The sequence below is a fragment of the Kribbella sp. NPDC003505 genome, from assembly GCF_040610875.1.
Classification (GTDB): domain Bacteria; phylum Actinomycetota; class Actinomycetes; order Propionibacteriales; family Kribbellaceae; genus Kribbella.
This window is the reverse complement of the sequence record NZ_JBEXNA010000002.1, coordinates 927,377-954,285: the sequence shown is the minus strand read 5'-3', so window position 1 is coordinate 954,285 and position 26,909 is coordinate 927,377. Positions and strand designations below refer to the sequence as shown.

At 68.9% G+C, this 26,909-nt stretch carries 31 protein-coding genes; 14 read left to right on the top strand and 17 right to left on the bottom strand.

The features are described 5' to 3' along the window. The first annotated feature begins 165 nt into the window (after positions 1 to 165). Positions 166 to 375, top strand: a complete 210-nt coding sequence (locus ABZX12_RS09075) for a hypothetical protein (protein WP_355691295.1) — start codon at positions 166 to 168, stop codon at positions 373 to 375. A gap of 135 nt (positions 376 to 510) precedes the next feature. Further along, on the top strand, positions 511 to 828 hold the full coding sequence (locus ABZX12_RS09070) for a hypothetical protein (protein WP_355691293.1): 318 nt from the start codon (positions 511 to 513) through the stop codon (positions 826 to 828). 124 nt (positions 829 to 952) lie between these two features. Here the strand turns inward: ABZX12_RS09070 and ABZX12_RS09065 are convergent, their stop codons facing one another. Further along, entirely contained in the window at positions 953 to 1,885 is a 933-nt protein-coding gene (locus ABZX12_RS09065; protein WP_355691292.1) for a hypothetical protein, read from the bottom strand. Positions 1,886 to 2,132: 247 nt separating this feature from the next. Between ABZX12_RS09065 and ABZX12_RS09060 the strand changes: the two genes are divergently transcribed. From ABZX12_RS09060 to ABZX12_RS09050, 3 genes are all read left to right on the top strand, one after another. After that, positions 2,133 to 2,582 carry a DUF6882 domain-containing protein gene (locus tag ABZX12_RS09060; protein ID WP_355691290.1) on the top strand — a complete coding sequence of 150 codons (450 nt, stop codon included), beginning with the start codon at positions 2,133 to 2,135 and terminating at the stop codon, positions 2,580 to 2,582. Between the two features lie 400 nt (positions 2,583 to 2,982). Beyond that, entirely contained in the window at positions 2,983 to 3,504 is a 522-nt protein-coding gene (locus tag ABZX12_RS09055) for a hypothetical protein (protein ID WP_355691288.1), read from the top strand. Positions 3,505 to 3,680: 176 nt separating this feature from the next. Further along, a complete protein-coding gene (locus ABZX12_RS09050; RefSeq protein ID WP_355691286.1) occupies positions 3,681 to 4,046 on the top strand; it encodes a hypothetical protein in 366 nt (121 codons plus the stop codon). Positions 4,047 to 4,103: 57 nt separating this feature from the next. Here the strand turns inward: ABZX12_RS09050 and ABZX12_RS09045 are convergent, their stop codons facing one another. Together ABZX12_RS09045 and ABZX12_RS09040 are read right to left on the bottom strand one after the other, a co-directional pair. Then, positions 4,104 to 4,511 (bottom strand): DUF6228 family protein, encoded by a 408-nt coding sequence (locus tag ABZX12_RS09045; protein ID WP_355691284.1) that lies wholly within the window; start codon positions 4,509 to 4,511, stop codon positions 4,104 to 4,106. 113 nt (positions 4,512 to 4,624) lie between these two features. Continuing rightward, positions 4,625 to 5,335 carry a hypothetical protein gene (locus ABZX12_RS09040; RefSeq protein ID WP_355691282.1) on the bottom strand — a complete coding sequence of 237 codons (711 nt, stop codon included), beginning with the start codon at positions 5,333 to 5,335 and terminating at the stop codon, positions 4,625 to 4,627. Positions 5,336 to 5,560: 225 nt separating this feature from the next. On the opposite strand from ABZX12_RS09040, the gene ABZX12_RS09035 reads away from it, so the two are divergent. Beyond that, positions 5,561 to 6,433: a helix-turn-helix transcriptional regulator gene (locus ABZX12_RS09035; RefSeq protein WP_355691280.1), complete on the top strand. Its 873-nt coding sequence runs from the start codon at positions 5,561 to 5,563 to the stop codon at positions 6,431 to 6,433. On the opposite strand, the gene ctaD is transcribed toward ABZX12_RS09035, so the two are convergent. The 4 genes from ctaD to ABZX12_RS09015 all read right to left on the bottom strand — a co-directional run bounded on the left by ctaD (position 6,434) and on the right by ABZX12_RS09015 (position 10,453). Then, positions 6,434 to 8,203 carry a cytochrome c oxidase subunit I gene (gene ctaD / locus ABZX12_RS09030; protein ID WP_355691278.1) on the bottom strand — a complete coding sequence of 590 codons (1,770 nt, stop codon included), beginning with the start codon at positions 8,201 to 8,203 and terminating at the stop codon, positions 6,434 to 6,436. It abuts the gene before it with no gap. 64 nt (positions 8,204 to 8,267) lie between these two features. Continuing rightward, entirely contained in the window at positions 8,268 to 8,789 is a 522-nt protein-coding gene (locus tag ABZX12_RS09025; RefSeq protein WP_355691276.1) for a type 1 glutamine amidotransferase domain-containing protein, read from the bottom strand. Positions 8,790 to 8,852: 63 nt separating this feature from the next. Further along, positions 8,853 to 9,653 (bottom strand): LLM class flavin-dependent oxidoreductase, encoded by an 801-nt coding sequence (locus ABZX12_RS09020; RefSeq protein ID WP_355691275.1) that lies wholly within the window; start codon positions 9,651 to 9,653, stop codon positions 8,853 to 8,855. Further along, positions 9,650 to 10,453 carry an alpha/beta hydrolase gene (locus tag ABZX12_RS09015; protein ID WP_355691273.1) on the bottom strand — a complete coding sequence of 268 codons (804 nt, stop codon included), beginning with the start codon at positions 10,451 to 10,453 and terminating at the stop codon, positions 9,650 to 9,652. Before ABZX12_RS09015 ends, ABZX12_RS09020 begins: the two co-directional genes overlap by 4 nt. 85 nt (positions 10,454 to 10,538) lie before the next feature. On the opposite strand from ABZX12_RS09015, the gene ABZX12_RS09010 reads away from it, so the two are divergent. Further along, the gene (locus ABZX12_RS09010; protein WP_355691271.1) at positions 10,539 to 11,411 is read left to right on the top strand and encodes a LysR family transcriptional regulator; all 873 of its coding nucleotides are present in this window, start codon (positions 10,539 to 10,541) and stop codon (positions 11,409 to 11,411) included. Between the two features lie 3 nt (positions 11,412 to 11,414). Here ABZX12_RS09010 and ABZX12_RS09005 read toward each other — a convergent pair whose 3' ends face one another. After that, positions 11,415 to 13,427 carry a DUF1906 domain-containing protein gene (locus ABZX12_RS09005; protein ID WP_355691269.1) on the bottom strand — a complete coding sequence of 671 codons (2,013 nt, stop codon included), beginning with the start codon at positions 13,425 to 13,427 and terminating at the stop codon, positions 11,415 to 11,417. 173 nt (positions 13,428 to 13,600) lie between these two features. Here ABZX12_RS09005 and ABZX12_RS09000 point away from each other — a divergent pair, with 173 nt between their 5' ends. Both ABZX12_RS09000 and ABZX12_RS08995 read left to right on the top strand, forming a co-directional pair. Beyond that, positions 13,601 to 14,176: a TetR/AcrR family transcriptional regulator gene (locus ABZX12_RS09000; protein WP_355691268.1), complete on the top strand. Its 576-nt coding sequence runs from the start codon at positions 13,601 to 13,603 to the stop codon at positions 14,174 to 14,176. A 69-nt stretch (positions 14,177 to 14,245) separates the two neighbouring features. Beyond that, complete coding sequence (locus tag ABZX12_RS08995; RefSeq protein WP_355691266.1) at positions 14,246 to 15,442, top strand: Cmx/CmrA family chloramphenicol efflux MFS transporter; 1,197 nt, start codon at positions 14,246 to 14,248, stop codon at positions 15,440 to 15,442. Here the strand turns inward: ABZX12_RS08995 and ABZX12_RS08990 are convergent. Then, on the bottom strand, positions 15,400 to 16,197 hold the full coding sequence (locus ABZX12_RS08990) for a TIGR02569 family protein (RefSeq protein ID WP_355691264.1): 798 nt from the start codon (positions 16,195 to 16,197) through the stop codon (positions 15,400 to 15,402). The two genes, ABZX12_RS08995 and ABZX12_RS08990, sit on opposite strands and share 43 nt — an antisense overlap. 97 nt (positions 16,198 to 16,294) lie before the next feature. Here ABZX12_RS08990 and lexA point away from each other — a divergent pair, with 97 nt between their 5' ends. Beyond that, positions 16,295 to 16,948, top strand: a complete 654-nt coding sequence (gene lexA, locus ABZX12_RS08985) for a transcriptional repressor LexA (RefSeq protein WP_355691262.1) — start codon at positions 16,295 to 16,297, stop codon at positions 16,946 to 16,948. Between the two features lie 140 nt (positions 16,949 to 17,088). Here lexA and ABZX12_RS08980 read toward each other — a convergent pair whose 3' ends face one another. From ABZX12_RS08980 to ABZX12_RS08965, 4 genes are read right to left on the bottom strand one after another with little or no spacing between them, the layout of a single operon-like run. Further along, the gene (locus tag ABZX12_RS08980) at positions 17,089 to 18,219 is read right to left on the bottom strand and encodes an acyltransferase (RefSeq protein ID WP_355691261.1); all 1,131 of its coding nucleotides are present in this window, start codon (positions 18,217 to 18,219) and stop codon (positions 17,089 to 17,091) included. A 17-nt stretch (positions 18,220 to 18,236) separates the two neighbouring features. Continuing rightward, positions 18,237 to 19,430 (bottom strand): DUF6596 domain-containing protein, encoded by a 1,194-nt coding sequence (locus tag ABZX12_RS08975; RefSeq protein WP_355691259.1) that lies wholly within the window; start codon positions 19,428 to 19,430, stop codon positions 18,237 to 18,239. Beyond that, the gene (locus ABZX12_RS08970; RefSeq protein WP_355691257.1) at positions 19,427 to 19,774 is read right to left on the bottom strand and encodes a YciI family protein; all 348 of its coding nucleotides are present in this window, start codon (positions 19,772 to 19,774) and stop codon (positions 19,427 to 19,429) included. Before ABZX12_RS08970 ends, ABZX12_RS08975 begins: the two co-directional genes overlap by 4 nt. Positions 19,775 to 19,803: 29 nt before the next feature. Continuing rightward, the gene (locus ABZX12_RS08965; RefSeq protein ID WP_355691255.1) at positions 19,804 to 20,214 is read right to left on the bottom strand and encodes a VOC family protein; all 411 of its coding nucleotides are present in this window, start codon (positions 20,212 to 20,214) and stop codon (positions 19,804 to 19,806) included. 87 nt (positions 20,215 to 20,301) lie between these two features. Between ABZX12_RS08965 and ABZX12_RS08960 the strand changes: the two genes are divergently transcribed. After that, positions 20,302 to 20,931 carry a methyltransferase domain-containing protein gene (locus ABZX12_RS08960; RefSeq protein ID WP_355691254.1) on the top strand — a complete coding sequence of 210 codons (630 nt, stop codon included), beginning with the start codon at positions 20,302 to 20,304 and terminating at the stop codon, positions 20,929 to 20,931. On the opposite strand, the gene ABZX12_RS08955 is transcribed toward ABZX12_RS08960, so the two are convergent. Continuing rightward, positions 20,921 to 21,373, bottom strand: coding sequence for a nuclear transport factor 2 family protein (locus ABZX12_RS08955; RefSeq protein WP_355691252.1), 453 nt, complete (start codon positions 21,371 to 21,373; stop codon positions 20,921 to 20,923). The two genes, ABZX12_RS08960 and ABZX12_RS08955, sit on opposite strands and share 11 nt — an antisense overlap. A 90-nt stretch (positions 21,374 to 21,463) precedes the next feature. On the opposite strand from ABZX12_RS08955, the gene sigJ reads away from it, so the two are divergent. Next, entirely contained in the window at positions 21,464 to 22,360 is an 897-nt protein-coding gene (gene sigJ / locus ABZX12_RS08950; RefSeq protein WP_355691250.1) for an RNA polymerase sigma factor SigJ, read from the top strand. Here the strand turns inward: sigJ and ABZX12_RS08945 are convergent. Both ABZX12_RS08945 and ABZX12_RS08940 read right to left on the bottom strand, forming a co-directional pair. Further along, complete coding sequence (locus tag ABZX12_RS08945; protein WP_355691249.1) at positions 22,341 to 23,591, bottom strand: FAD-dependent oxidoreductase; 1,251 nt, start codon at positions 23,589 to 23,591, stop codon at positions 22,341 to 22,343. The genes sigJ and ABZX12_RS08945 overlap by 20 nt on opposite strands. After that, positions 23,588 to 24,454, bottom strand: coding sequence for a diiron oxygenase (locus ABZX12_RS08940; protein WP_355691247.1), 867 nt, complete (start codon positions 24,452 to 24,454; stop codon positions 23,588 to 23,590). Before ABZX12_RS08940 ends, ABZX12_RS08945 begins: the two co-directional genes overlap by 4 nt. Before the next feature lie 104 nt (positions 24,455 to 24,558). On the opposite strand from ABZX12_RS08940, the gene ABZX12_RS08935 reads away from it, so the two are divergent. Together ABZX12_RS08935 and ABZX12_RS08930 are read left to right on the top strand one after the other, a co-directional pair. Next, the gene (locus ABZX12_RS08935; protein WP_355691245.1) at positions 24,559 to 25,107 is read left to right on the top strand and encodes a Chromate resistance protein ChrB; all 549 of its coding nucleotides are present in this window, start codon (positions 24,559 to 24,561) and stop codon (positions 25,105 to 25,107) included. 5 nt (positions 25,108 to 25,112) lie between these two features. Further along, positions 25,113 to 26,237, top strand: a complete 1,125-nt coding sequence (locus tag ABZX12_RS08930; protein ID WP_355691326.1) for an MFS transporter — start codon at positions 25,113 to 25,115, stop codon at positions 26,235 to 26,237. On the opposite strand, the gene ABZX12_RS08925 is transcribed toward ABZX12_RS08930, so the two are convergent. Beyond that, complete coding sequence (locus tag ABZX12_RS08925; RefSeq protein ID WP_355691243.1) at positions 26,212 to 26,832, bottom strand: class I SAM-dependent methyltransferase; 621 nt, start codon at positions 26,830 to 26,832, stop codon at positions 26,212 to 26,214. The genes ABZX12_RS08930 and ABZX12_RS08925 overlap by 26 nt on opposite strands. Positions 26,833 to 26,909 lie beyond the last annotated feature (77 nt).

Sequence of the window (26,909 nt, the reverse complement as noted above, 5' to 3'; positions counted from 1 at the left end):
TCCTCGGAGTAGTTCTTGCGGGCCATAGTTCTCAATCATCTCGCTTCCCCAGCACATGCTGGATTCAGCGTGTCCAAGAACCAGGGTCAGGGCCCCCAACCCCGCAGGAGGTCGTCGACCGGGCCTTCGCCTACCGCGCGATCGAACTATGGGTGATTCTTCGGTGTGCAGGCAGCAGGATTGCGGGCGAGCGCAAATCGGCATGACCGTGCCAAGGCGGAATTGCTTCTGCACCTGGAGACGTGGAGCGATCAGGACGAGCCATTGGTCGAGGCCATCGGCGACACGCTCGCACGGTGGCAGCGCGCGGACTCCCAGGAGCAGGCACGGCGAGTCGTCAGCACCTTGATCGATGTCTTCGAGCGTGATTTGTAGGTCGTCGGCGGAGGACCGCATTGCGGCATGAGAGTGCGACTGAGGTCTCGGGACCCGCCCACTACTTGACCGCCTTGACGGCGCGAGAGCCACGCAACGGAGGCCATCACCATGGCGCATCGGTAGGGTACACAGGTGACCGACCGTGTGATCGTTGACGAGGACGGCGTCTGGCTGACCGATTCCGGTACGACGTTTGGCTACCCCTGGTCGGAGCTGACGGGGGCGGGCATCTCCGTGTTGCTGCTGCCGCCGGACGACGAACGCCTCATCACGTTGGACGTTGACCATGTCAGCGGTGATTTCCTGTCGATCACCGATAGGGTCGCGGGATTCAAGGAATCGGTTGACGCGCTCGTGGCGCGGAGCGGAGGCGAGCCGCCAAACCTGGCGACACTCTCCCCGGAGGACACCATCAACATCGCGTTGGTTGGCGAATCTCCCTCAGCGTAGGTGTATCGCCACCTTGACGGCGCACGAGCATCGCGACTGGCGACATCCTCACATCGGCATGTGCGTGCGTTCGGGCCTCAGCCTGGAGGAACAGCGGGCGTTCGATTCCGCGGAGGTGACCAGTTCAGCTGAGCGCGACGCGGCGGCCCGCGCCTACCTCTTCGCTCGTGTCGTCGGTGACCACGGCGACGGCACCGGACGGGACGCCGGGTAGTGCGGCGACGTTGGCGGCGACGCTCAGCAGGATGTCTTCGGGGGCGCCGGCAACAAAGAAGACATAGGCTCCGTCGATCTCCTCGCCGTCGTCGTAGATGTCGAAGCTGCCATCGCTCGACTCGTCATCGAGAAAGTCCTCGATGACGTCGATCCAGCCGAATTCATACCCGGGGTCGCCGGGCGCAATGCCGCCGGCACCGTTCAACGGAACGTGGATCTCGACGACGAGCGGCCCCATGATGGGCTTCTGCGAGGCGACGGCGGGAAGTGATGTCGACCGCGTCATCTCTGGGCGCAGTACCGATCGCACCGTCGGCGTGCTGAGCTGCCTGTCGCCTCGATCGGGGAACGCGTCCTGCGATAAGGGAGCATTCGTCTCGCCGCGGAGTTCGCGCAGACGTGTGCGGCGCAGCGTCCCGGCGGCGAGCGGGGCGGGCCGCAGGCTGTCCGGGATCGCTGGGTGCTCACCGGACAGGTTCAGGGCCCGTTGTACGCGCGCTACGCCCTCCAGAACCGCCGGCAGCGCAAGCAGTCTGCGTTCGTCGGGCTCCAGCGCCTCGAGTTTGCGGAAGTCGATGCGCATGGCCACGAGATGCCGCTTCCGGCCGCGAACTACACGCTCCTCAACCGCCCCGTTGTACGCCGCTCTGAGCACGATCATGTGGATCTCCAGCACCGGCGCGTTGCTGGTCCTTCGCCACCAGGCCAGCCACGACTCGTCCGTACCAAGCAGGTAAACGATCCGGTCGACCTCCTGCCGAAAGCCGTTCTCGACGCCCATCGTCTGGGCGTCGACGCCACCCTCCAGCCAGTAGTCCTCAGGGTCGTTCAGATCACCCATGACCCGACTGTAACCACCCGGCCGCCGAGCCAGCTCCACGGCCGCCGGCCCGATCCCAGGCGTCCTTGAAATCGGACAGGTCTGCCGCTTTCACTGACGGCGGCAGATCCGGATGCCGGAAGCAACGCACGGGCCCTGTGGAAGACTGCCACCGATGGGATTCCTTAGGCGTAACGGTGGTCCGGACAGCAGAGCCTCGGAGCCTGAACACGTAGACCTGGGCACGCTGCTACTGCAGGGAGAGGACATGATCGGCCAGCTCGCTCAGGCGCACATGTCCTGGGGGCTGGGCACGGCGGACCGTTGGGGTCTCGACCAGCGCACCGGCATCATCACCTGGACTTTCCCGGACAAGACCGCTACGGCCCCGGCACAGATCATCGGCAGCTATAACCCTTCGGCGGCCTCCTGGCTCTGGGCGTGGGCCAACGAATCCATCCTTCCCGAGGTGAGCCGGGACTCGCGCGCCATTCGCGATTGGGCCGCGGCGCACGGCCAACACGGTCTCACCCAGCCGAAGGTCGAGGCCGATGACGACATGGCCGCCACCCTTGCTGCCCTCGCCGTGAGAATCACTCGGGCAACAGGCTTCTACCGAGGCACAGGAACCGTCTCGATTCCGATCATCACCTTCGGAGTAGTCACGCTGACCACCAAGGAGGGAGAGGCGTCAACCTTCAAGATAAACGTCGGCTAGCGGTCGACTCGCTCCGTCCGGGCGATCGTAGGCACTCGACATCGCCCCAAGATCGCGTGCACTGTTCTCGGCAGATCCGTGCTTCACCGACAGCGGGTATGAGCGGACGCGTCCTCGGTCCGGTGGGTGGGAACCCCGACACCTCCCGCTGAGGAGTGAGTTCCCCGGACCCGGCCCGGCTCGAACGGGCAGCCACCCTCACCGAACAGCGGGCAGGGCGCAACCTTACCGGGTAGATGCGCCTTGGGTGGGCTCGTGAGCAGTCTAGTTCGCTCCGCCGCTCATCGGCTGCTTGTGTCATTGCTGTTGGGATCGATCCTGGCGCCGCCTTGCGATCCTCCAAGGCGCCGGCATTGCAGACGGTAGCGCGCAGCGGGTCGGTTCGGGGATCATCAACCCCGTGCACAGATACCTCGCTGATCCACCCAGGTGGCTGTTCGCGGTCTGGTATGGCGTGGTCGGCGGCGTGGCGGTTGGGCTCTGGGTCAAGGTGGTCACCGAGGCTAGCTGGGCAAGATCCGGGATTGTGGCCATCATCGGCACGATTGTCGCTACGGGGACCGTTTGGTGGTTGGAGCCCGGCTGGCGGCGTAGCCGCGACGAACTCGAGGGCGGTCTATCCGCTGACAATGCGGCGCTCGCGCGGCGCACGGCTGTGCGTGGACCGGTACCGGACGATCCCGAGGTCCGGGCCGCGGCCCTCCGGATCGCCTCCAAGGGCCTGATCAGGTCCCGCTGGCAGCCAGGACCCAGGCTCACCACGGCTCTCGGCGGAATGATGGCGATCGGTTCCGTAGGAGCGGCGCTGTCGGGCTCACTCTTGGCTGTGCTGTATGCGCTCACTGCGGCCGGAATGTTGTACTCGGGTCTGTACCTTCCCAAGCAACTCCGCCGACGCATCGAACTGCTCTCGCAGCAGTAGATATCCCGCCTATTGTTGGCGTCCCGCACCGCCCCAGGGGCAACGTTGCCTGGCGGAGGGTCTCGTGGGACAACCCAGGCTGAAGGCCGATCATCAGTATGTCGGCTGCGCTCTCATCGGCAGTTCCGTGCTTCCCCGACAGCGGCATGAGAGTGCGTTTGGGCGATGATGTCGTCGTGACTCCAGATGACCTCAAGCGCGCGCTGACCGACGCGCACGGACAGGCCGTCGAGACATGCCTGGCGGTCTTCGACGAGCCAGAAGCGAGCGTTCATGCCGACTGGGCGGACTGGGATCCGGTGCCGACCTCGAACCTCTTGACGATCTACCGCCGCCGCGCCGGCCACGTTGAAGACATTGGGTTGCCGACATTGGGAGTCCGGGAGACCGTGCAACGTCTAGAGGCGACGCCTCACACGTCCCTACGCCTCGTGGGCGTAGACGGCGCTACGGGCTACCCGGCCTGCACCGTATTCCTCGCGCCGAACGAGGCCGTCGTCGTCGCCGCCCTCGCCGTGCTTGGACCTCTGCCACCGACCTGATCCTGGTTACCGCTCATCAGATTCGTGCTTCACAGCGGCAGATGCGGAAGCCTGCGGTCAGGCACGAACCACCGAAGCGATGTCCCTAGCCGCCTGGCTGAGCTGTTCACCAGCGTCGAGCGCGACGACGGTCTCCACAGTCCATCCGTCAGGATCGGCAGACTGCCAGAGTCGAACCCGCAGCCGAACGTGACCATCGTGAGTTGCGACTATTCGGAGGTCGTGCTCGATGGACTCGTAGACACGCTCACCAGTCCATCCGCGCCAAGACGCTGCCAGGTCGTCGAAGAAGCGTGCAAGTAGTTCGAATCCGTCCGAGTAGCCCTCATAGACTGACTTTCCAGCCTGCAGGTCCTTGTCTCGGACGGTCACGTCGAGAAGCTCGACGGCTCCACCGGGCTGACGATGAGCGCACTCGAAAGTGATGCTGACTCCGACATTTCCGATCTCGGCGACACGGTTCATGGTCCTATCCTGCCCAGCTTTGCCGACGGGCGTGCGGTGCATCCTCGCATCGGCAGTTCCGTGCTTCACGGACAGCGGCAGATCCGTGCGAATCGACTGGGCGGCTCGTGCAGTCAGCTGAGCGCCGCAGCCGTACGCCCTGTGAAGTGGCAAGTTGGGCGCTGGAAGGTGCCGAAAAGGTCCAGCAGTTGGCTGGCAACCCGCACTCGCTGGTGGGTGGTTGCCAGTTTGTGGACACGCGCCTCGCTGCCTGTGAGCTGGCCTGGGTCGGATGGCGCAACCGTCGTGTGTCCCACAGAAGCGTCGTCGAACGACTTGACGTGCGCCGGCGTGGTTTCGAGGCTCATGAGGAGTTGCTCGTCACAGCTGGGGCAGGCGAACTCCAGCTCCTGATTCGGTAGGGCGTACAGGCGCGTCGCCCACACCGAATCGCTCTCAGTCGCCAAGACGGCTTGTGCTCGGTAGATGAAGTCGGTGTCGTCGGCGGCGAGCGACACAAGTCCCTCGGCCATGTCATGCAGCGCCCGGATCGTGTCGGCATGCCGGGCCCGAACGGTCGCTGGCTCCTCTGGGCCGTCAGTTGATGCCACGATGCAAGTGGCCAGAAACAGGGGCTCGACGCAGCCGGACGGATCCTGGCGGGCCGCCAACTCTGCGAGCCGGGGCAGTGCGGCGTAGCTGGCGGTCTGAACCGTGCCTTGGTGGCAAAGCCGCGACCATAGTTCGTCCCAGACCGCGCGATCGTCTGTGTCGGCACGCTCAAGGAGCGCTCCGACGGGCCCAGCCGCGCCGTAGGCATCTCGAAGCGAGGTCCAGTTCGTCATGGGGATCATCCTGGCAGCGAGTCGCCTAGCCTGGCATCGGCCGGCAAGGATACGTCCTCAATTCGGATCCAGATCCGGAAAGACATGCCTTGCGCGCCGGGCCGAAGAAGTGTCACCACCAAGTGCCCCGGAAGCGTCACCCATGTCTTGAGACATGACAGTGGGGACCCGGGTGAGCTGAGACTGCATGGGAACATTTGTTCGATAATCATGTAGACTCGGGGTATGGCGGGGCGGAGTGTGGTGGGGCCGACGGCTCTGCGGATGATGTTGGGTGGTCATCTGCGGGAGCTGCGTGAGCGCGCCGGCGTCTCCCGCACCGATGCCGGCTGGGCGATCCGGGCCTCGGAGTCGAAGATCAGCCGGCTCGAGCTCGGGCGGGTCGGGTTCAAGGAGCGCGACGTCGCCGACCTCCTGACCCTGTACGGCGTGCAGGACGCGCGTGAGCGGGATCGCCTGCTGGCACTCGCGCGCGAGGCCAACGACCCGGGGTGGTGGCATCGGTACGGCGACGTGACGCCGGAGTGGTTCGACGCGTATCTGGGGCTCGAGGCCACCGCCGAGCTGATCCGCACCTACGAGATCCAGTTCGTCCCGGGCCTGCTGCAGACCGCGGAGTATGCGCGCGCCGTCGCGCGGCTCTCTCCCGGCGGCCAGCGCACCGACAGTGAGATCGAGCGGCTCGTCGCCCTGCGCAGACGACGGCAACGGGTGCTCGACCGCGAGCCGCCGCTCAAGCTCTGGGCCGTCATCGAAGAGGCCGTCCTGCATCGTCCGATCGGCGGCACCGAGGTGCTGCGCGACCAGCTCGACGCCCTGCGCCAAGCCATCACCCGGCCGAACGTGACGATCCAGATCATCCCGCTGGAGAGTTCAGGTCACGCCGCCACCGGAGGTGCGTTCAGCCTGCTTCGCTTCCCGCAGCGCGACCTGCCCGACATCGTCTATCTGGAACACCTCACCAGCGCGCTCTACCTGGACAAGCGCGACGACGTCGAGGCCTACACCCAGGCCCTGGACCTGCTGGCGTCCACCAGCCCGTCGCCGCAGCGGACCGAGCAGGAGTTGACCCGCCTCCTCGAGCGCTTGCCGGCCTGACTATTGCTCGGTCTCGTCCTCGGTCTCGCCCTTCAGATGTTCGACCCGCCCCTGGTCCTCTCCCGCGTCCAGCAGCTTGCCTCCAGGCGTCGGGTTGTGTGCGTACTCGGCGAGCGCCAGTGATGGATGGTGGAGGTCGAAGGCTGGGGACTCCGAGCGGATCCGGGGCAGTCTGACGAAGTTGTGCCGCGGCGGCGGGCAACTGGTGGCCCATTCGAGCGACCGGCCCCAGCCCCACGGGTCGTCGACCTCGACGCGAGGCGAGCGGCGGGACTTGTAGATGTTGTAGAAGAACGGCAACGTCGAGATCCCGAGGATGATCGCGCCGACCGTCGACACCTGGTGCAGCACCGTGAAGCCCTCGTTCGCCCGATAGTCGGCGTACCGCCGCGGCATTCCCTCGACGCCCAGCCAATGTTGCACCAGGAACGTGGTGTGGAAGCCGATGAACAGCAGCCAGAAGTGCAGCTTGCCCCACTTCTCGTCCAGCATCCGCCCGGTCAGCTTCGGCCACCAGAAATAGAACCCGGCGAACATCGCGAACACCACCGTGCCGAACACGACGTAGTGGAAATGCGCGACCACGAAGTACGTGTCGTTCAGCTGGTAGTCCAGCGCCGGCGACGCGAGGATGATGCCGGTCAGACCGCCGAACAGGAACGTGACGAGGAAGCCGACCGCCCAGAGCATCGGCGTGTCCAGCGACACCGACCCGCCCCAGATCGTGCCGATCCAGTTGAAGAACTTCACCCCGGTCGGGACCGCGATCAGGAACGTCATGAACGAGAAGAACGGCAGGTTCACGCCGCCGGTGACGAACATGTGGTGCGCCCAGACCGCGATCGACAGCGCCCCGATCGCGAGGGTCGCCGCGACCAGGCCGTAGTACCCGAAGATCGGCTTGCGGCTGAACACCGGCAGGATCTCGGTGATGATGCCGAAGAAGGGCAGCGCGATGATGTAGACCTCGGGGTGCCCGAAGAACCAGAACAGGTGCTGCCACAGCAGCGGTCCGCCGTTCGCGGCGTCGAACACATGCGCGCCGAGTGCACGATCCGCCTCCAGCACGAGCAGCGCCGCCGCCAGGATCGGGAACGCGATCAGCACGAGGATCGACGTGACCAGCACGTTCCAGGTGAAGATCGGCATCCGGAACATCGTCATACCCGGTGCGCGCATCGTGATGATCGTGGTGATGAAGTTGACGCCGCCGAGGATCGTGCCGAGGCCGGCCATCCACAGACCCATCACCCATAGGTCACCGCCGACGCTCGGCGAGCGCTCCCCGCCCGACAGCGGCGCGTACGCCGTCCAGCCGAAGTCGGCCCCGCCGCCCGGCGTGCCGAACGCGCTCAGCGTGATCAGGCCGCCGAACAGGAACAGCCAGTAGCTGAACATGTTCAGCCGCGGGAACGCCACATCCGGCGACCCGATCTGCACCGGCATGATCACGTTGGCGAAGCCGACGAACAGCGGCGTCGCGAACAGCAGCAGCATGATCGTGCCGTGCATCGTGAAGAGCTGGTTGTAGACCTCTTCGTTCACGATCTGCAGACCCGGTTCGGCCAGCTCGGCGCGGATCACCAGCGCCATCACGCCGCCGATCAGGAAGAACGCGAACGACGTGACCAGGTACAACTGGCCGATCACCTTGTGGTCGGTCGTCGACAACAGCCGGCCGATCACCTTTCCCAGCGGCCGCCTGCTCTCCTGGACCGCGGCGGTTCCGGTGCGCTCGGTGACCCCGGCATGCCCGCTGACACTGGCCATGCACCCTCCCGAACTACAGCATCCCTTCGATTAGACACCTATGCTCCGAGGAGCAACACCCCGGTCAGCCGAGTGCGCTCAGTAGCGATTTGCTGAAGGCCGGCAGATCGTCGGGCTTGCGGCTGGTGATCAGGTTGCCGTCCGTGACGACGGACTCGTCCACCCAGTCGGCGCCCGCGTTGCGCAGATCCGTCCGCAGACTCGGCCAGGACGTCATCCGCCGCCCGCGCACGACGTCCGCCTCGACCAGCGTCCACGGCGCGTGACAGATCGCCGCGACCGGCTTGCCCGAGGCCATGAAGTCCTTGACGAATCCGACCGCCTTCTCGTCGGTCCGCAGCGCATCCGGGTTCGCCACTCCCCCGGGCAGCACGAGCGCGACGAAGTCGTCGACCGACGCATCGCCGACAGCCTGATCGACCGGCACCGTCTCCGCGGCGGTCAAATGATTGAAAGTCTGAACCTGACCGGTCTCGGGGCTGAGCAGGACGGGCTCGTAGCCGGCATCCTTCACGGCCTTCCAGGGCTCGGTGAGCTCCACCCGCTCGATCCCCTCGGCAGCGACCAGGAACGCGATCTTCGGCATCGTGAACTCCTCTCGGGTAGCAGGGACGTCATCCGGTACCCGAGGAGCCGTCCAGCACACGCGCTATTTCGGCGGACCCGCGGTGATCAGTGCGCGGACGTCGGCGAGCTGCAACGTCACCGGGTCGACGTCCATCAGGCACCAGGTCGCGCCCGCATCGGCGTACGGACGCGGATCGACGTCCGGCTCCAGCGCGACCGCGATGTCGTAGTCGTCCAGGTCGCCGCGCAGATCACGCAGTACGGCGGCCGGTGCCGCCACCTGCTCCGGCGAGGTGAGGTTGACCGGGAAGAAGCCGTCGTACCGTGCCGCGCGCCGGACCGGCTTCGCGTTGCCCGGGAAACCCGCGAGCCACACCGGTACCCGGCCGGCGACCGGGCGCGGCAGGAACTGCACGTCGTCGACCAGGAGGTGCTTGCCGTGGTGCCGCACCGGCTCCCCGGTCCACCCGGCGGTGAGGATCTCGAGCGTCTCGTCCATCCGCTCGGCGCGGATCCGGTCGTCGATCTCCTCGCCGGTCCTGGAGTACTCCTGCGCGAACCGGTCGCTGCCCAGCCCGACCCCGAGGATCAGCCGTCCGCCCGAGAGCCGGTCCAAGGTCGTTGTCTCGCGCAACAGCTTGGCCGGCCGCCGGCGGGCGATCGGCGAGACCATCGGACCGATCCGCAGCTGTTCCGTGGCGGTCGCCATCGCGCTCATCGTGATCCACGGATCCGAGACCTCCCGCACCGGCGGCCGCCACCACAGCTGATCCCAGAGGAAGAACCCGTCCCACCCGGCCTCCTCCGTCGCCGCCGCCAGTTGCGCGACCAGCAGCGGGTCGGACAACTCGTCGAACAGCGGCAACCAGATCGCGTACTTCATCGCGTCACCTCGTCCACGAACGTCTTCCAGTACGGCGCCGACAATCCGTGACCCATGCCGCGCAGGACAACGAGCCGGGCCCCGGGCACCGCGTCACGGATCGACTCACCGTGCGGCAGCGGCAGCAGCGGGTCGGCGTCCCCGTGCAGGACGAGCACCGGCACTGCCAGGTCGCCGAAGCCCCCGTGACGCGGGGCATCGAAGTCCATTGCGAAGTGGTTCGTCAGCGCGGCCTCGTAGTCCTTCGTGCGAGCCATGTCCGCGCGGACCAACGCCCGCGCGGCCGGCTCGTCGAAGTGGCCTGCTGCTTCGGCCTCGATCGAGCGTACGACGTACTCCTCGACAGCCGCCGCATCACCGAAGTCCGGCGTGCCCAGCCGCGGCATGTCCGCCGACGGCGGCGGCAGGCCCTCGTCACCGCTGCTGCTGGACACGAACGTCAGCGACGCCACGCGCGACGGGTAGTCGAGGCCGAGCATCAGCGCGGTACCGCCGGACATCGACTGCGCCACCACGTGCGCCTGCGCGACGCCGAGCGCATCGAGCAGCCCGACGGCGTCCGCGGCCAGGTCGCTCATCGCGTACCCGGGCGCGCCGACCGGGAACGACGTCGAGCGACCGGTGTCGCGCTGGTCGTAGCGGATGACGAAGCGGCCGCGGCTCGCAAGCTCGGCGCACAGCTCGGCATCCCACCACAGCATGGACGCCCCGGCGCCGTGGATCAGCAGGATCGCGGGATCGGCCGGGTCGCCGTAGGTCTCCGCGCAGAGCTCGATGTCATGGACTCGGTAAGTGGTCATGACACGACCGTAGGATCCGGTGCATCATCGTGAAAAGCGATTGATTCTTATCAAAGCGATCGCCATTGACGATAGAATTCGGCCCATGTACGAGTTGCGTCATCTGGCGACGCTGGCCGCCGTCGCCGACGAGGGGTCGTTCGGACGGGCCGCGAACCGGCTCGGGTACACCCAGTCGAGCGTCAGCCAGCAGATCGCCGTCCTCGAGAAGACCGCCGGCGGTCCGCTGTTCGACCGGCCGGGTGGTCCGAAACCGGTCCGGATCACTCCGCTCGGCGCCGTTGTGTTGCGGCACGGCCGGGAGTTGTTGCGCCGCGCGGACGACATGCGCGACGGGATCGAGCGGTTCCGGGCGGGCGACAGCCGGATCGACATCGGCACCTTCCAGACCGTCTCGAACACGTTGCTGCCGCGGGTGATCCGGGACCTGCGCGACGCGCATCCGGGCTGCGACATCCGGCTGTTCGAGGAGGAGACCGACGATCCCGATCTGACCGGGCTCGACCTGATGTTCTTCGACGGGCGGACCGCAGACAGCATCGAGGACCTGAAGTTGCTCGACGACCCGTACGTGCTCGTGGCGCGCCCCGGCGATTTCCCGGCCGGACCGATCCCACTCGACAAGCTCGACGGGCTTCCGCTCGTCGCACACCCCGCGATCTGCCACCAGGCCGTCGTCGAGGGTTTCCTGAACGCCCGCGGCATCCACCCGCAGTTCGTGTTCCGCACCGAGGGCAACGAGGCGCTGCTGGCGATGGTCCGGGCCGGTCTCGGTGCGGCTCTGGCGCCGCGTCTCGCCGTACTCCGGGACGACGAGAGCCTGGCATTGCATGAACTCACGCCAGAGCTCCCGCCGCGGGAGATCTTCTTGCTGTGGCTGGCCGGCCGCACCCACTCACCGCTGGCGGCGCACGCGATCGAACTCGCGCGACGTGCGGCGGCCGACCTCGCCGGTTAGGGCTTAGCCGACCGTCAGCACCTTCGACGCCGTCTGCGTGCCCTGGTGGTCCGCGTCGGCCAGCCACACCACGCGGTAGGTGTACGTGCCACGCGCGGTCGGCTTGAGGCTGAACGCGTACTTGCCGTTCGTCGTCAGCGTCCCGGTCGTCACGGCCACCCACGACGTCCCCGAACGACGCTGCAGGTACGCCGTCGTACCGGCGTGTGCCGGGTTCAGGTAGCCGTACAGCAGGCTCGAGCCGCCGAGCGTGATCGCGCCCGGAACGAGGTACGCCGACATCGCCGGGTGGACCTGCACCAGTGCCGCGGCGCTCCGCGTCCCGAGCAGGCCGGCGCCACCGTTGTAGCCCCACATGTAGTAGGTCGACACAGCCGGCTTCTGCGACGTCGAGACGACCCCGTTGGCGTCGGTCGTGAAGGACCCGACTGTCGACCACTTGGTCGCGTTCTTGGCCTTCGAGTACAGCACCACCGGCACGCCGGCCATCTTCGCCGCACCGTCCAGCCGCGAGACGCCCATCGACAGCGTCACTGCACCGGTGTACATGATCGACGCCGAACTCGCACCGAACGTCGCCTTCGTCCCGACCAGCCGGACATCGACGCCTGGGCTGATCTTGCCGGCGCTGTTCTTCACCCACACCCGATATGCGTAGCTGGCCGAGTTCGCGAGCCCGGTGTGCGTGAAGACGCTCGCCGTGCCGTTGTAGATCGGCGTACCCGCGGTCGGCAGCTGCGGCGGGGTCGAGCCCGACGCGGCGCGGACCATGATCTGCCCGAGCGTGACGTTGGCAGGCTGCGTCCAGCGCAACGTGGCGGCCGCGACGCCACCCGTCACGGTGAAGCTGGTGACCGGCGGCGGCGGAGCCGTCAGGTTCAGGTAGTCCTTGTCGATGTTCAGCGTCACGCCGCCGTTGGTCTCGGTGACGTTGTCGTACTGATGGACGCGCTGGTGGTTGCTCCAGTACGTCGCCGGGATCGACATCGTGCCCGGCGTGCGGTTCCACTGCGCGACCCAGATGTTGTCGGGACGCGTGTACGCCGTGTTCGCGTACGCGCCGACCAGCGCCTTCGCGCCGGAGGTGGCGCCGACGTACGCACCGCCGACGTACCCGCGGGCGTTGAGCTCCTGCGTCCACCCGCTCAGGTAGGACAGCACCGCGGCGTCACAAGCGGCCGTCGACGTGTACGCCTCGATGTCGCTGTAGATCGCGCTCCGCTGAGCGAACCCCAGCGCCTGCGCCGCCGCGACCGCGTTGATCGCCGCATTCTTGCCCTGGATCAGCGCGGTCGACGCGACCGAGGACATCCGGCTGTTGTACGTCGTGCACGGCGCCTGCAGACCGACGTCGATCAGCAGGAACTGCCAGCCCTTGCTCGCGTTCGTCGCGACCCAGCTGGACGTCAGGTTCGGCTGCGCGCACGCGCGCAAGCCGCCGCTGATGTAGATGCCGACCCCCTGGTACTTCGGGCGCCAGGCATCCATGGTGCTCTGCGGCGGCGCCGTGCAGGCGTCGAATCCGTCGCCCGCGTAGTTGCCCGTCGCAACAATCGTCGGCGTCACCGCGGCCTCCTGGGCGACCCGCGCCGAGGATGTCTTCGTCACCACCCGGCCGGTGGCGAGGAGGTCGCTCGCCGTCTGCTCGGCGCCCGGCGCGTAGTACGCCGTCGCCAGGACGCCGGCGTCCGCGACCGCGCGGCGGAGCAGGCCGTCGGTGGACGGCTGCGCCGTGGTCAGCGGCTCCAGGATGAGGCCGGTGCTGCGGCCGACGCGGTGCGCCGGGCAGTGGGCCTGCTCGGTGCTGTGGCCGAGGTACACGGCCGGCTGGTCGAGCCGGACGCACGCGGACGGAGTCGCGGCCAGGTCGACGACCGGCCAACTGGCCGGCACAGTCACCTGATAGCCGCGGTAGGAGACGGTCTTCGTGTCTTCAGCGGTGGCCGGGGCGCTCGCGGCGACTCCGGCGACCAGGCCGAGGGCAAGTGCCAGCACCCCAGGTCTGAACAACCTCACAATGCTCCTCAGTTCATCGATGGACGGTACCCCCAAGTGAAGGCGAGCGCCGCCGCACTGTCGAAGAGCTTCCGGCACTCGCCTCGATGCGCAGATGCTATCGGCGGGGGCGGACCTTCCGACGGGCAGGATGTTTTGGATCGATCAGTCCATAACGTGCTATGCTCGGCGGCATGCCGAGACCGAGGACGTTCGACGAGGACCGCGCCGTGGATGCCGCGATGCGAGTGTTCTGGACATCGGGCTACGAGGCCACCTCGACCCAGGACCTCTGCGCGGCGACGGGCCTCGGCCGGAGCAGCATCTACAACACCTTCACCAGCAAGCGCGACCTGTTCGACCGCGCCCTGCGGCGGTACGCCGATCGCTTCACCGCCGCCCAGCTCGAGGTCATCCAGGACGCGACGCTGCCGATCCGCGAGCGGGTGCGGCAAATCCTGTGGACGGCGGTGGAGCCGGATCCCGACGACCCGGCGGGCTGTTTCGTGATCAACACGATCGTCGAGCTCGGCCCCAAGGACGCCGGGATCGTCGAGCTCCTCGACCGCGACCACAACGTCAAGCTCGCCGCGTTGACCACGGCCATCCGGGCGGCACAGGCCACCGGAGAGGTGGATCCGGAGCAGGACGCCGCTGGTCTGGCGACGTACGTCTTCACCGTTCTCGGCGGTCTGCGCGTCGCCGCCCGCCGTGGCGCGACCGCCGACAGCCAGCGGGTCGTCGTCGAGGCGACACTGCGCAGCTTCTGAACCGCACCTCCTCCGGGCAGCTGTCCGCCCGCTTTTTGCACCGCTCATTCCAATTCCGAGAGGACTCCCATGCCTCGCGCTGTCTATCTGCTCGGGCTCGCCATCTTCGCCCAGGGCACGTCCGAGTTGATGCTCGCCGGTCTGCTGCCCGAGATCGCGACCGACCTGGACGTCTCGATCCCGGCCGCCGGTCTGCTGATCTCCGCGTTCGCGGTGGGCATGCTCGTCGGCGCCCCGATCCTCGCCGTCAGCACGCTGCGCTGGTCCCGGCGCGCCGCGATGCTCGCCTTCCTGACCGTCTTCGCGCTCACTCACGTGGCCGGCGCGCTCACGTCGTCGTACGGCGTGCTGCTCGCGACCCGCGTGGCCGGGGCGTTCGTGTACGCCGGGTTCTGGGCGGTCGCGTCCGTGACCGCGATCGAACTCGCGGGACCGGCGGCGCGGGCCAAGGCGATGAGCATCCTGGCCGGCGGCCTGACCGTGGCAACGATCGTCGGACTGCCTGCCGGCACGCTGCTCGGTCAGCACCTCGGCTGGCGATCGGCGTTCTGGGCGGTCGCCGTACTGTCGGCCGTCGCGATCGCCGGCGTCGTCGCGACCATCCCCGGCGGACGCGCGAAGGAGGCGCCGCGGTTGCGTCTCGAGCTGCGGAGCATGGCGAACCCGCAACTGTGGCTCGCGTACGCGACGACGGCGTTGTCGACCGGCGCGATCCTGGTGATCTTCAGCTACCTCGCTCCGCTGCTCACCGGGACGACCGGCCTGTCCGCGACCTGGGTGCCGGTGATCCTGGCGCTGTACGGCGTCGGCGCGCTGGCCGGGATCACGATCAGCGGACGGACCGCGGACCGGCGCCCGTTCCGCACGCTCGTGATCAGCCTGACCGGGGTGATCACCGCCGCGGTCGTCGTCGCAGTCGCGACCGCCACGCCGTCGCTCGCCGTACCGGCGATCATCGGCGTCGGCACCTTCGGCTTCGCCACCAACCCGGCGGTGAACTCGCGGGTGTTCAGCGTCGCCGGCTCCGCGCCCACGCTCGCGGCCGCGTTCAACATCTCGGCGTTCAACGTCGGCATCACGGTCGGCCCCTGGCTCGGCGGCCTGGCCCTCGACGCCGGCGCGGGCTACTCCGCCGTCGGCTGGATCGGCGCCGCACTCGGGGTCCTTGCCCTCGGCACCGTCCCGCTCGCCGCCCGGGCCGCGGGCAGGGCGCGGGCAACCGGTCAGCCGGCGTACGAGACGGCGAGCTCGATCACCGGCGCATAGCTCGCGCGCCGGCTGTCCGTCCACGCCGCGGCGCCACCGGCGAGTTCGTCCGTGGTCATCCGATAGATCAGCGCTCGCACGAGCATCTGGCCCCACTCCGGCAGATGTGCCCACCGTGCGGCGAGTTCGGGCGCGGCGCCGTACCAGCACAAGGCGTCGGCGACCGCGACGGCCGCCGCCCAGGACGGCGGCCGCCAGTACACCGACCAGTCGATGATCGCCGGCGGGAGCCCGTCGGCGAACATCACGTTCCCCGGCAGATCCCCGTGCACGACCTGCGATCTCAGCTCAACGGGCCGCCACGCCGCGACGAGCGGCCCGACGAGCTCGGCGTACGCCGGGCTGCCGCCGATCGACTCCTCGCGCCACGCGATCCGATCGCCGTCCGCCCAGGGATCGTGCCGTGTGTCCAGGAACTCGGGGCGCGGCACCTCGTCCACGGCCTCGTGGAACGCAGCGGCCGCGGTGAGGATTTCGTCCTGCCGCCGCACGTCGGTGGCACCGGCCAGCAGCTCACTGGCTTCCCACCCCGACGCGACCCACCTGCCGTCGCGAGCCCGCACCGGCCGAGCCACCCGGAACTCCTTGGACTCGGGCAACGCGCTCAGCACTTCGGCCCGCCAGGCCGTCTCCGCGCCCGCGGGTTTGAGCACGACGGCGCCGGACCTCCAGGTCTCTTCCTGACCGCCCGGCAACCGAACCGCGGGCTCAACCAGCCCGAAAGCATCCAGCACCTGATCCGACAGTTCGTCCATGCCCCGCAGCCTCGCACGTGCTTCACCCCGCCACCCACTTCTTTTCCGAGGCGGGTCGGAGCGCGGTTCCCGGACCTCGGCGCTCTAGGATTTCGCGGTGACTGATCTCGACCTGTTCGGCGACCTGGACACCGGCGCGCTCCCGGAGCGGCAGCAACGCATCCTGGTGGTGATCCGGGACTGGGTGACGCGGCACGGATACCCACCCAGCAGCCGGCAGATCGGCGACGCGGTCGGGCTGCGCTCCTCGTCATCGGTGTCGAAGCACCTGGCCAGTCTGGAGGAGAAAGGGTTCCTCCGTCGCAGCCCGTCGGTCTCCCGGCCGATCGACGTGCGGATGTTCCTGCAGGAGCCGGCCGCGCGCGCCACGGGCGACGACAACGTGCCGGTGCCGGTGGTAGGCGACATCGCGGCCGGTACGCCGATCTCCGCGGTCGAGCACGTCGACGACGTCCTCCAGCTCCCCCGCGGACTGACCGGCCGCGGCAACGTGTTCGGCCTGCGCGTCCGCGGTGAGTCGATGATCGACGCCGCCATCTGCGACGGCGACATCGTCGTGGTGCGCCAGCAGTCCGAGGCCCACTCCGGCCAGATCGTCGCCGCGATGATCGACGAGGAGGCGACCGTGAAGGTCTACCGCCGTCGCAACGGCCACGTCTACCTCGAGCCGCGCAACCCGGCGTACGAGGTCATCGACGGCGACAACGCCACCATCCTCGGCATCGTCGTCTCCGTGCTCCGGAGCGTGTAGACAAAGGCCTGGACCGCCAACTCGACGGCACCGGGGTTGACCCCTCAGCTTGCGGGTTGACCCCCCAGAATGCGAGGGGCCAACCCACCAACTCGGGGGTCAACCCCCAAGCGTCCACGACTGACCTCACGGCATCGGACTTAGGTCCGCTTGACTCCGAAGAGCTGGGAGACGACCGGGAGGGACGAGAGCAGCCAGGCGAGCAGCGCGGAGAGGGCGAAGGCGGTGGGCAGGAGTACGGCGTACTTCGGCCCGATGCCCGCGTCCCAGGTGACGACGACGTATGCGATCGCGAGGATCACCGGCTGGTGGACGATGAAGTACGGCATCGCGGCCCGCGCGAGCGTGGGCGGTAGCGGACGCTGGAGTGCTGGCGCGCGGAGACCGAGGCCGAGGACCGCGACGAGCCAGCCCCACACGGCGAGCGTGATGAGCGGCGAGTACCACAGGTACGCCCACGAGTAGCCCGGGGCCGGCCACCAGCCGTCGAGGAAGTCGATGATGCCGGTCACGACGCCGAGCACGAAAGCACCGGCGCCGAGCAGCAGCCCCGGTACGGCGTCTCGTCGTACCGCTGCCAGCAGGCGCTCGTCCGACATCACCAGGTAGCCGACGACAAAGAAGTCGAAGAAGAACACGAACTCGCCCCAACCGTGCTCCGGACCGGGCGCGGCGAGCAGCAGCAGATGGATCGGCACGAGCGGTACGGCGAGCAGCAGGATCGATCCGCGCCGCCGGCAGCGCCGCGCGATCCAGTCGGTCTGGCCGCGCAGGAGCAGGAAGAGCGGTAGCCCGAGCACGGCGAACTGGATCAGGTAGACGAGGAACCACAGGTGGTACGTGTCGCGCAGCCACAGCGGTGCATCACCGCCGAGATCGCCGAAGAACGTCCGCACGTCGTCGAGGAACGCGGCCGTCGAGCGCCCTTTGTGGTGTTCTTCGATGAAGTACTGCAACGGCGAGAGCAGCACGTACGCGACGACGAACGGGACCAGCAACCGCAGCGACCGTTCGCGGAGGAACTGCGGCGCGGTCCGCCACCGCAGGGCCAGCCACGCGGCGCAGCCGGAGATCATGAAGAAGAACGCCAGCCCCCACAGTCCCAGGAACGTGATCCCGATCGAGATGCCTTCGCTGGTCTCCGCGTTCTTCACATGCCAGTCGCCGTCGTCGAACGGCCGCAGCGTGTGGAACGCGAACACCCCGAGCACCGCCAGCACCCGCAGCCAGTCGAGGAACCACAGCCGTTCCCCGCGCCCCTCCGCACCCATGGAGCAAGGATGCTCGGTCAGCGGGCCAGCCGCGCGTTGAGCAGCCCCAACTGTGCTGGGTTGGTGGTCAGCTCCGCCGCGCGACCGTCGGCGACCCGGGCCTCGCTGTCGCGGCCGAGATCGCGCAGCAGCTGGGCCCGGGTCGCGTGGAACAGCGGGTAGTGCTCGAGATCGCCCGCCAGCCCGTCGAGCTCAGCGAGAGCGTCCGCAGGCCCACGGACGTACGACAGCGCGATGGCCCGGTGCAGTCCGGCGACGGGTGTCGGCTGCAACGTGAGCAGCATGTCGTACAGGACGAGGATCTGCGGCCAGTCCGTCTCGGACCAGGTACGGGCCTCGCTGTGACAGGCCGCGATGGCGGCCTGCAGCTGGTACGGGCCGGGTGCGTGATGACGGCGTGCGGTGCGGGTCAGGAGTGCGGTCGCTTCGGTGATCGCGGCGTGATCCCACAAGGTGCGGTCCTGGTTCTCGAGCAGCACGATGTCGCCGTCCGGCGTGAAGCGCGCCGCCGTCCGGGCCCGGTGCAGGCGGATCAGGCAGAGCAGGCCGCCCACCTCGGGTTCGTTGGGCAGCAGGCCGTGCAGCAGTGCGGTCAGCCATTCGGCGTCGTCGACGAGATCCCGCGAGTGCGCACGGTCCGCCGTACTCGACAGGTAGCCCTCGTTGAAGAGCAGGTAGATCACCGTCAGCACTTCGTCGAGACGTTCGGGCAGGTCGTCGGCACGCGGGATGCGGTACGGGATGCCCGCGTCGGTGATCTTCCGCTTCGCTCGGGTGATCCGTTGCGCGACCGCAGACTCCGATGCCAGGAACGCGGCCGAGATCTGGGCGGTCGTCAGGCCGCACACCACGCGGAGCGTCAGCGCGACCTGCGCCTCCCGCGCGAGCGCCGGGTGGCAGCAGGTGAAGATCAGCCGCAACCTGTCGTCCGGCGGCGGCTGCACCGGCGGCTCGAGCGCGGCCAGCTTGGCGCGGTAGTTCTGCTGCCGGCGCAGCACGTCGAGACCGCGCCGCTTCGCGACCGTGAACAGCCAGGCGTCCGGCCGCTCCGGGATGCCTTCGACAGGCCAGCGCTTGAGCGCGATCTCGACCGCGTCCTGGACCAGGTCCTCCGCGGCGGCGAAGTCGCCGAGCAGCGCCACGAGCGCACCGGCGAGCCGGCCTGCGTGGTCCCGGACCACGCGGGCCAGCTCGTCCTCGGGCGTCGTCACATCTGCTCGACCGGCCGGATCTCGACCACCGGGCAGGCCGGCCAGGTGCGCACCATCCGCAATGCCTCGTCGAGGTCCTCGACCTCGATCTCGGTGAACCCGGACACGACTTCCTTGCCCTCGATGAACGGCCCGTCGGTGGTCATCACGCGTCCGCCGTCGAGCCGGACCGTGGTCGCGGTCTCCGGGCCCTGCAGCTTGGAGCCGCGGTCGGTGATCTTGTCCTTGTGATCCTCGAACCACTGGTACACCCGCCGGTACGCCTCCTCACGCTCGCCCGGTCCCAGCGCCGCGAACTCCTTCGCGAACTCCTCGGTCTCGATGAACATCAGCACGTACTTCACCCACGCACCTCCTTTCCGGACAGTCTGGCTCACGAAGCGGGCAGGGCGGCGTAGAGATCGACACCGTTCCCGGACGGATCCGCGACGGTCGCGTAACGCATCCCCCACGGCGCGTCGAACGGTTCCTGCAGGCTCGGTACGCCGGCCCCGACCAGGTCGGCGTACGCCGTGTCGACCTCCGCCGGGCTGCCGTACTCGAAGGTCAGGAAGATCCGGCCGGTCGCCGGCGGTGTCCAGCCGGCGGTGATCTTGCCGCGTGCCTCGTCGGTGTCGAGCATCAGATGCAGACCGTTCGGCAGGTCGCAGCCGGCGTGGTCGTCCGGCATGTACTGATCGCGCTCGAACTCGAGCCCGAAGCGGCGGTAGAACTCGATCGCGGCGCCGAGGTCGGACACGACGACGTCGACGATCTTCACGGTGCCTGGCACGGTCGTAGGCATGGTTCTTCTCCTCATGGTGACGAACAGCGGTCACTCTGGAGACGATCGGCGGCTGCCGCGATCCGACACTCTGAGAGGGTGGAGAGCATGAAACATCCGCTCTTCGCCCGGATCTACACCAAGGCCCGGCCGGCCCTCGACCAGCAGGGCGCCGCCGAGCACCGTCGCCGTCTGCTGACGGGCGCGGCGGGCCGGGTGATCGAGGTCGGCGCCGGGGACGGCGGCAACTTCACGCACTACCCGCCCGAGGTGACCGGCGTGCTGGCCGTCGAGCCCGAACCCTACCTGCGCACCCAGGCCGAGCGGCAGGCCGAGTCCGCGCCGGTCGACGTCGACGTCGTCCAAGGTACGGCGGACCGCCTGCCGGCCGCTGACGCGTCAGCCGATGTCGTCGTGGTCTCGCTCGTCCTCTGCTCGGTGCCGGACCAGCAGGTGGCCCTCGCCGAGGCCCGGCGGGTGCTGCGCCCCGGCGGCGAACTCCGGTTCTACGAACATGTCGCAGCCAAGCCGGGTACCCGCCTCGCGACCGTGCAGAGGCTCGCCGACGCGACCCTGTGGCCGCTGTTCGTCGGCGGCTGCCATACCCACCGCGACACCGCGGCCGCGATCACGGCCGCGGGCTTCGAGATCGAGGACCTGGACGAGTTCCGCTTCCCACCCGACCGCGTCACGCCCGCCAGCCCCCACATCGTCGGCCGGGCTCGCCTCAGGGCATGAGGTCCATCGCCGCTGTTCCGGTCTCGAAGTTGGTCGGGACGGAGACCTGGTCGTGGACGATCAGCCACTGGCCGTCGATCTTCTGCCACGCGGCGGTCCAGCGCAGCCAGTAGTCGATCTTGCCGCCTGGCTTCAGCGCGGCGTTCATGTGGTTGAGGGAGTAGACGACGGCCAGGTCGCCGTCGACGAGGACGGTGAGGTCGCGGACCTCGTACTCCAGCGGGGTCTCGAAGACGGTGAAGACGCGCTCCCAGTTCGCCCACTTCTTCTCCGCGCCGAGGTGCCGCAGCGGCGGCTCGATGTCGAAGGAGACCAGGCCGGGCGCGAAGATGGTCTTGACGGCGTCCAGATCGCCGGTCCGGACCGCGTCGAGCAGGACCTCGACGCGCTCGCGGATCTCGACCTCGGAAACAGCGTTGTGTGACGTGGTGTGTGTGGTCATGCTCCCTACGACGAGACGCCGCCGCGAACTGTCAGACCTCACACTTCGCGGGCCTGTTGCGTCGTACGGGGTATGGACGAGAGGACCGAGATGAGTGAGCCCGGGCTGAGCGCGATCATGAGCGAGCGGCGGCAGCTGATCAACCTGGCCTACCGGCTGCTCGGCTCGCTGGCCGACGCCGAGGACGTGGTCCAGGAGACCTACGCGCGCTGGTACGCGATGACGCCGGACGAGCAGCGGGCGATCGAGAACCCGGCGGCGTGGCTGACCAAGGTCGCGAGCCGGATCTGCCTGGACCAGCTGCGGTCCGCGCGCGCCCGCCGCGAGCGGTACGTCGGTGAGTGGATCCCGGAGCCGCTGCCGGAGACCGCCGAGTGGCAGGCCGGCCAGACCGGCAGCACCGATCCGGCCGACCGCGTCACGCTGGACGAGTCGGTGAACATGGCGTTCCTGGTTGTCCTCGATGCGATGACGCCCGCCGAACGGGTGGCGTTCATCCTGCACGACGTGTTCCGCTACCCGTTCCCGGAGGTCGCCGAGATCGTCGGCCGGACACCGGCGGCCTGCCGGCAGCTGGCCTCGTCGGCCCGCCGGCGGATCCGGGACGCCGGGCACCCGGCGGCGCCGTCCGCGCGCCGGGCGGAGTTGGTCCGCGAGTTCAAGGCGGCCTGGGAGGCGACCGACATCGCCGCGCTCGTCACGCTGCTCGACCCCGAGGTCACCGCGGTCGCCGACGGCGGCGGCATCGTGGCCGCCTCACTCGCGCCGGTCCACGGCGGCGCCGACGTCGCGCAGTACTTCGCGGACCTCCCGGTGTTCCGGCTCGGCAGGACGCTCCTCGAGCGCACGGTCAACGGGCAACCGGGCCTCGTGATCCAGTTCGACGGCGTCATCGAGACCGTGATCGCCTTCGACGTGGCCGACGACCGCATCACCAACATCTGGGCGATCAGGAACCCGGAGAAGCTCAGCCCCTGGCAGAGCTGACCAGCGTCCGCACGGTCTCCTGGGCGCAGGCCTTGTTGACCCCGATCCCGCCGCGCGCGCCGCGTTTGATCCAGCCCGCCACGTAGTGACCGGGCCGGTCGACGACGGCGCCGCGGACGTTCGGGACGATGCCGCGGTCCGCGTCGAACGGCAGACCGTCGATCGGCCGGCCCTCGAAGCCGATCGCGGTGAACAGACGGCTCGCCGCGATCGTCTCACCGGTGTCGAGGACCAGGCCGTCACCGGTCCAGGCGGCCGGCCTGGCGTGGTACCGGAACTCGACGCGGTCGCCGACCGCCGCCTGCAGCTCCTGCAGGGCGGACAGCGTGTACGCCGCCTCGTCCGGCCCGCGTCGGCCCACCAGCACGACCTTCTTCACACCGCTCGCAGCCAGCGCCGCGCGCACGTCTGACGGAACCTTCATGGAGCGCAACCGCTGCTCGCCGCTCAGCAGGATCCGGGCCACGTCGAGTGCGACGTTCCCGTTGCCGACGATCACCGCACGCGGGCCGACCAGGTCCGCGGGAGCCGCCGCGCCGGGGCGTCCGTTGTACCAGGCAACGAAATCCTCGGCCGCGACGGCGGCCTCCTCACCTGCGATGCCGAGCTGCCGGCTCCGCCGGGCGCCGACCGCGTGAACTACAGCGTCATAGCCCGCAGGCAACGCGCCGTCGTACCCGTGCAGCGCTGCCGCGTCCGTCCCGGGCCGCCACCGCACCCGGCGGTGTGCCGCGATCCGCTCGAAGGTGTCGATGATCTGCTTGGTCTGCGGATGGTCCGGCGCCACCCCGTACCGCACCAGGCCGCCGACGTGCCGCAGCCGGTCGACGAGCGTGACCTCGGCCGTTGTCCGCAGCAACAGTTCGCGGGTCGCGTAGATACCGGCCGGTCCGGCGCCGACCACCAGGACGCGCCGCGGCCCGCCGCCGCGCACCTCGTACGACGGCGGCTCCCAGCTGTCCAGATCCATGGCCTCCAGCGGCTCGCGCTCCGCGAAGTACGCCGCGTTGCGCTGCACGTCCTCGGGCGCCGACCGATCGGCCGGCTTCGCGGCGTCGACGGGGCAGATGTCGGCGCACGCGCCGCAGTCGATACACGTGCGCGGGTCGATGAACAGGCCGGCGCCGGTGCCGAACCCCGGCTCCCCCGGCGCCGGGTGGATGCTGTTCATCGGGCAGACCGCGACGCAGCTCGCGTCCGAGCAGCACTCCCCCGAGATCGCGTAACTCACAGCAGACCGGTCCGCCGGTACACCCGAGCCGCTGCCGGCGTGAGCAGCCCGACCGAGCCGAGGAAGTCCATCAGGTTCGCGCAACTGGTCCGCAACAACGACCGGTGGTACTCATTGTGCCGCGCCTCCCGGACGGCGCGGTCGACGTCCAGTCCGACGTTCGCGTAGACGTCCCTGCCGACCATGCTCGACACGATCATGTCGGCGGCGATCGCGATCACCAGCGCGCTCACCCAGCGCCGTCCGCGTCCCGCACCGGCCAGCCGCTCGCGGGTCTCCTCGCGCGCGAACACCATGTGCCGCGACTCCTCCACGACGTGGATGTGGTTCACCGTGCGCACCAGCGGCTCGACCCGGCGGTCCCGCATCCAGTCGCGCTGCATGACGTCCAGCACTTCCTCCGCCACCAGGATCGCGGCGTACGCCGATTCGCCGGTGGCCACTGTCTTGAACATCCGGCCGAGCTCGCGCGCCGGCAGCCGCGGCCGGTACGACGGCTCGACCATCCGCTCGGTCGCGCGGGCGAACATGATCGAGTGCCGGCACTCGTCGGCGATCTCGGTCAGCGCCCACTGGAACTCGGCGCTCCGGGCCGGCTTGTCGTACACGTCGCGGAGGATCAGCTGCTGCAGGATCAGCTCGAACCAGATCCCGGTCGTCGCCACCGACGCTGCCTCGTGCCGGGTCAGCTCCCGCCGCTGCGCCTCGGTCAGCTCGTCCCAGTACGGCGTCGCAAACAGCGTGCTCCACTCCGGCGACATCCCGTACCCGTCGCCGATCGGCGCGTCCCAGTCGATCTCCGTCTCCGGGTCCCGCGACAACCGGCCCGCCGACCCCAGCAACCGCTCAGCGGTCTCGTTCATCGAGCACACCTCCGAAGCGATATGACATCGTTTATGTAACATAACTGATGTCTCAAGCGGTGTCGAGGTTCCCAGGCGTTGTAACAGCCGCTACATTTACTGCTGTGACGGATCGGTGGCTGGTGCTTGTGGTGCGGATCCCCGCGGAGCCCTCTCGGCATCGCGTGGCAGTGTGGCGGGAGCTGCGGAAGGCGGGGGCGCTGTCGCTCGGGCAAGGCGTCTGGGCGGTGCCCCAGCTTCCCGTGTTCGAGGCCTCGATGCAGCGGACGGCCGAGCTGGTGGCCCGTGCGGACGGCGAGGTCACGGTGCTCGACGCGACCGGCCGGAGCGCTGACGACGCAGCCCGGCTGCGCCGGCTGTACGACGAGGCGCGGCGCGCGGACTGGACCGAGTTCCTGGCGGACTGCACGAAGTTCGAGGAGGAGCTCGCCAAGGAGATCCGGATCGAGAAGTTCACCCTCGCCGAGCTCGAGGAGGAGGAACAGAGCCTCGAGCGTCTCCGCCGCTGGCATCGCGATCTGACCGGCCGCGACGTCTTCGGTACGCCGGAGTCCGCGCAGGCGACCGCCCGACTCAAGGACTGCGTCGCGCGCTGCGAGGACTACGCGGAACTCGTGTTCCGCGCGCTGCATCAGCTTCCGGGGCACGCGTGAGGACGATGTGGCCGCTGTATGCGGCCGGTTTCACGACCGCCTTCGGCGCCCACGCGGTCGCGGCGAACCTCGGCGGCTCGTCCGCCGATGCCGTCACCTCGCTGCTCACGCTCGGTCTCCTGCTCGCGCTGTACGACGGGGCCGAGGTGCTCCTGAAGCCGGTGTTCGGCACGATCGCCGACCGGATCGGCGCGCGCCCGATGCTGTTGTTCGGGCTGGTCGGCTTCGCCGTTGCCTCAGGCACCTATGTGCTCGTGGACCGACCGGGCTGGTTGTGGGTCGCGCGCCTCGGCCAGGGTGCCGCGGCCTCGGCCTTCTCCCCCGCGGCTTCAGCACTCGTGGCGCGTCTGAATCCTTCGGCGAAGCACGGACGCGCCTTCGGGAGCTACGGGTTCTACAAGAGCATCGGCTACACGGCCGGCCCGCTGCTCGGTGGTGGGCTGGTGTGGCTCGGCGGCTTCCGGTTGCTGTTCGCGGTGATGACAGTGCTCGCCGCAGGCGTCGCCGTCTGGGCGCTGATCGCCGTACCGGTTGTGCCCCCGTTGCCGCGGACGCGGCAGACCGTGCTGGACCTCGCGCGCCGGATCACCGATCCGCAGTTCCTTCGTCCGACGACGGCACTCGCTGCCGCGACGGCCGCGTTGTCCGTCGGCGTCGGGTTCCTGCCGGTGACCGGCGCCGCGGACGGGCTCGGCACCGTCGCGACCGGAGCGGCGGTGTCGCTGCTCGCCGCGACCGCGGCCGTCGTACAGCCACGCAGCGGTCGTGCGCTCGACGCCGGCCGGCTGACGACCCGCGCCGGCATCGCACTCGGATTGATCCTCGCGGCGGCCGGCTTTGTGTGCGCAGCCCTGCCCGGTGTGCCGTTCCTCCTGCTCGCGGCGGCGTTGATCGGCGCGGGAACCGGCGTGATCACGCCGCTCGGCTTCGCGGCGCTCGCGGCGAGTACGCCGCCGGAGCGGCTCGGTCAGACCATGGGGACGGCCGAGCTCGGCCGCGAGCTCGGCGACGCGGGCGGTCCGCTGCTCGTCGCCGCGATCGCGACGGTCGCCGTACTCGACGCCGGGTACCTCGCGCTCGCCGTACTGCTGCTGCTCGGGCTGCTCATGCTCCGGCCGGGACGAAGCTGAACAGGCTCTCTCCCGTCACCAGCGGCTCCGGTACGCCGGTGAAGCGGTGCACGCCGACCCCGAAACCGGCGTCCCGGTCGGAAAGCCAGACCTGCTCGAAGCCGCGCGCCTCGAACCAGTCGCAGATCGTCGGCACCAGGTCCGGGTCCTCGCGGTGGCGGGTCCAGATCACCGTGCCGCCGGTCCGGCAGAACTGCGGCATCGCTTCGACGGTCCGCTTGATGTCCGCGTCGGACACGTTGCCGAAGATCCCGCACAGCAGCACCAACTCGGCCGGGACCATGCCGTCGTACTGATCGGTCAGCGACGCGTCACCCGTGACCACTTCGACCTGGTCCGGTGCCCGCTCCCGGGCCGTGGCTGCGAGTTCAGGGTCCAGCTCGACGAGCCGCGCGCGGACGTCCGCCCCGCGCGGATGGTCCTCGATCACCTCGAGGAGATCCCGGCCTTGTCCTGCGCACAGGCTGACCACAGGCACCGGCCCGGCGGGAGCACGGTCGAGCGCCGCCCGTACCTGTTCCTGCACCGCCGCCAGCCGCCGCGACAGCTCCGATCCCGGGACGTCGTACTTCGCATGCCACGCTCGCCAGTCCATAGAGCGCAACACTAGAGAGGACCTGAGGTCAGGCGCCGACCTGCCGATCTGTAACCTCACGGTGACGGAGAGGCAGG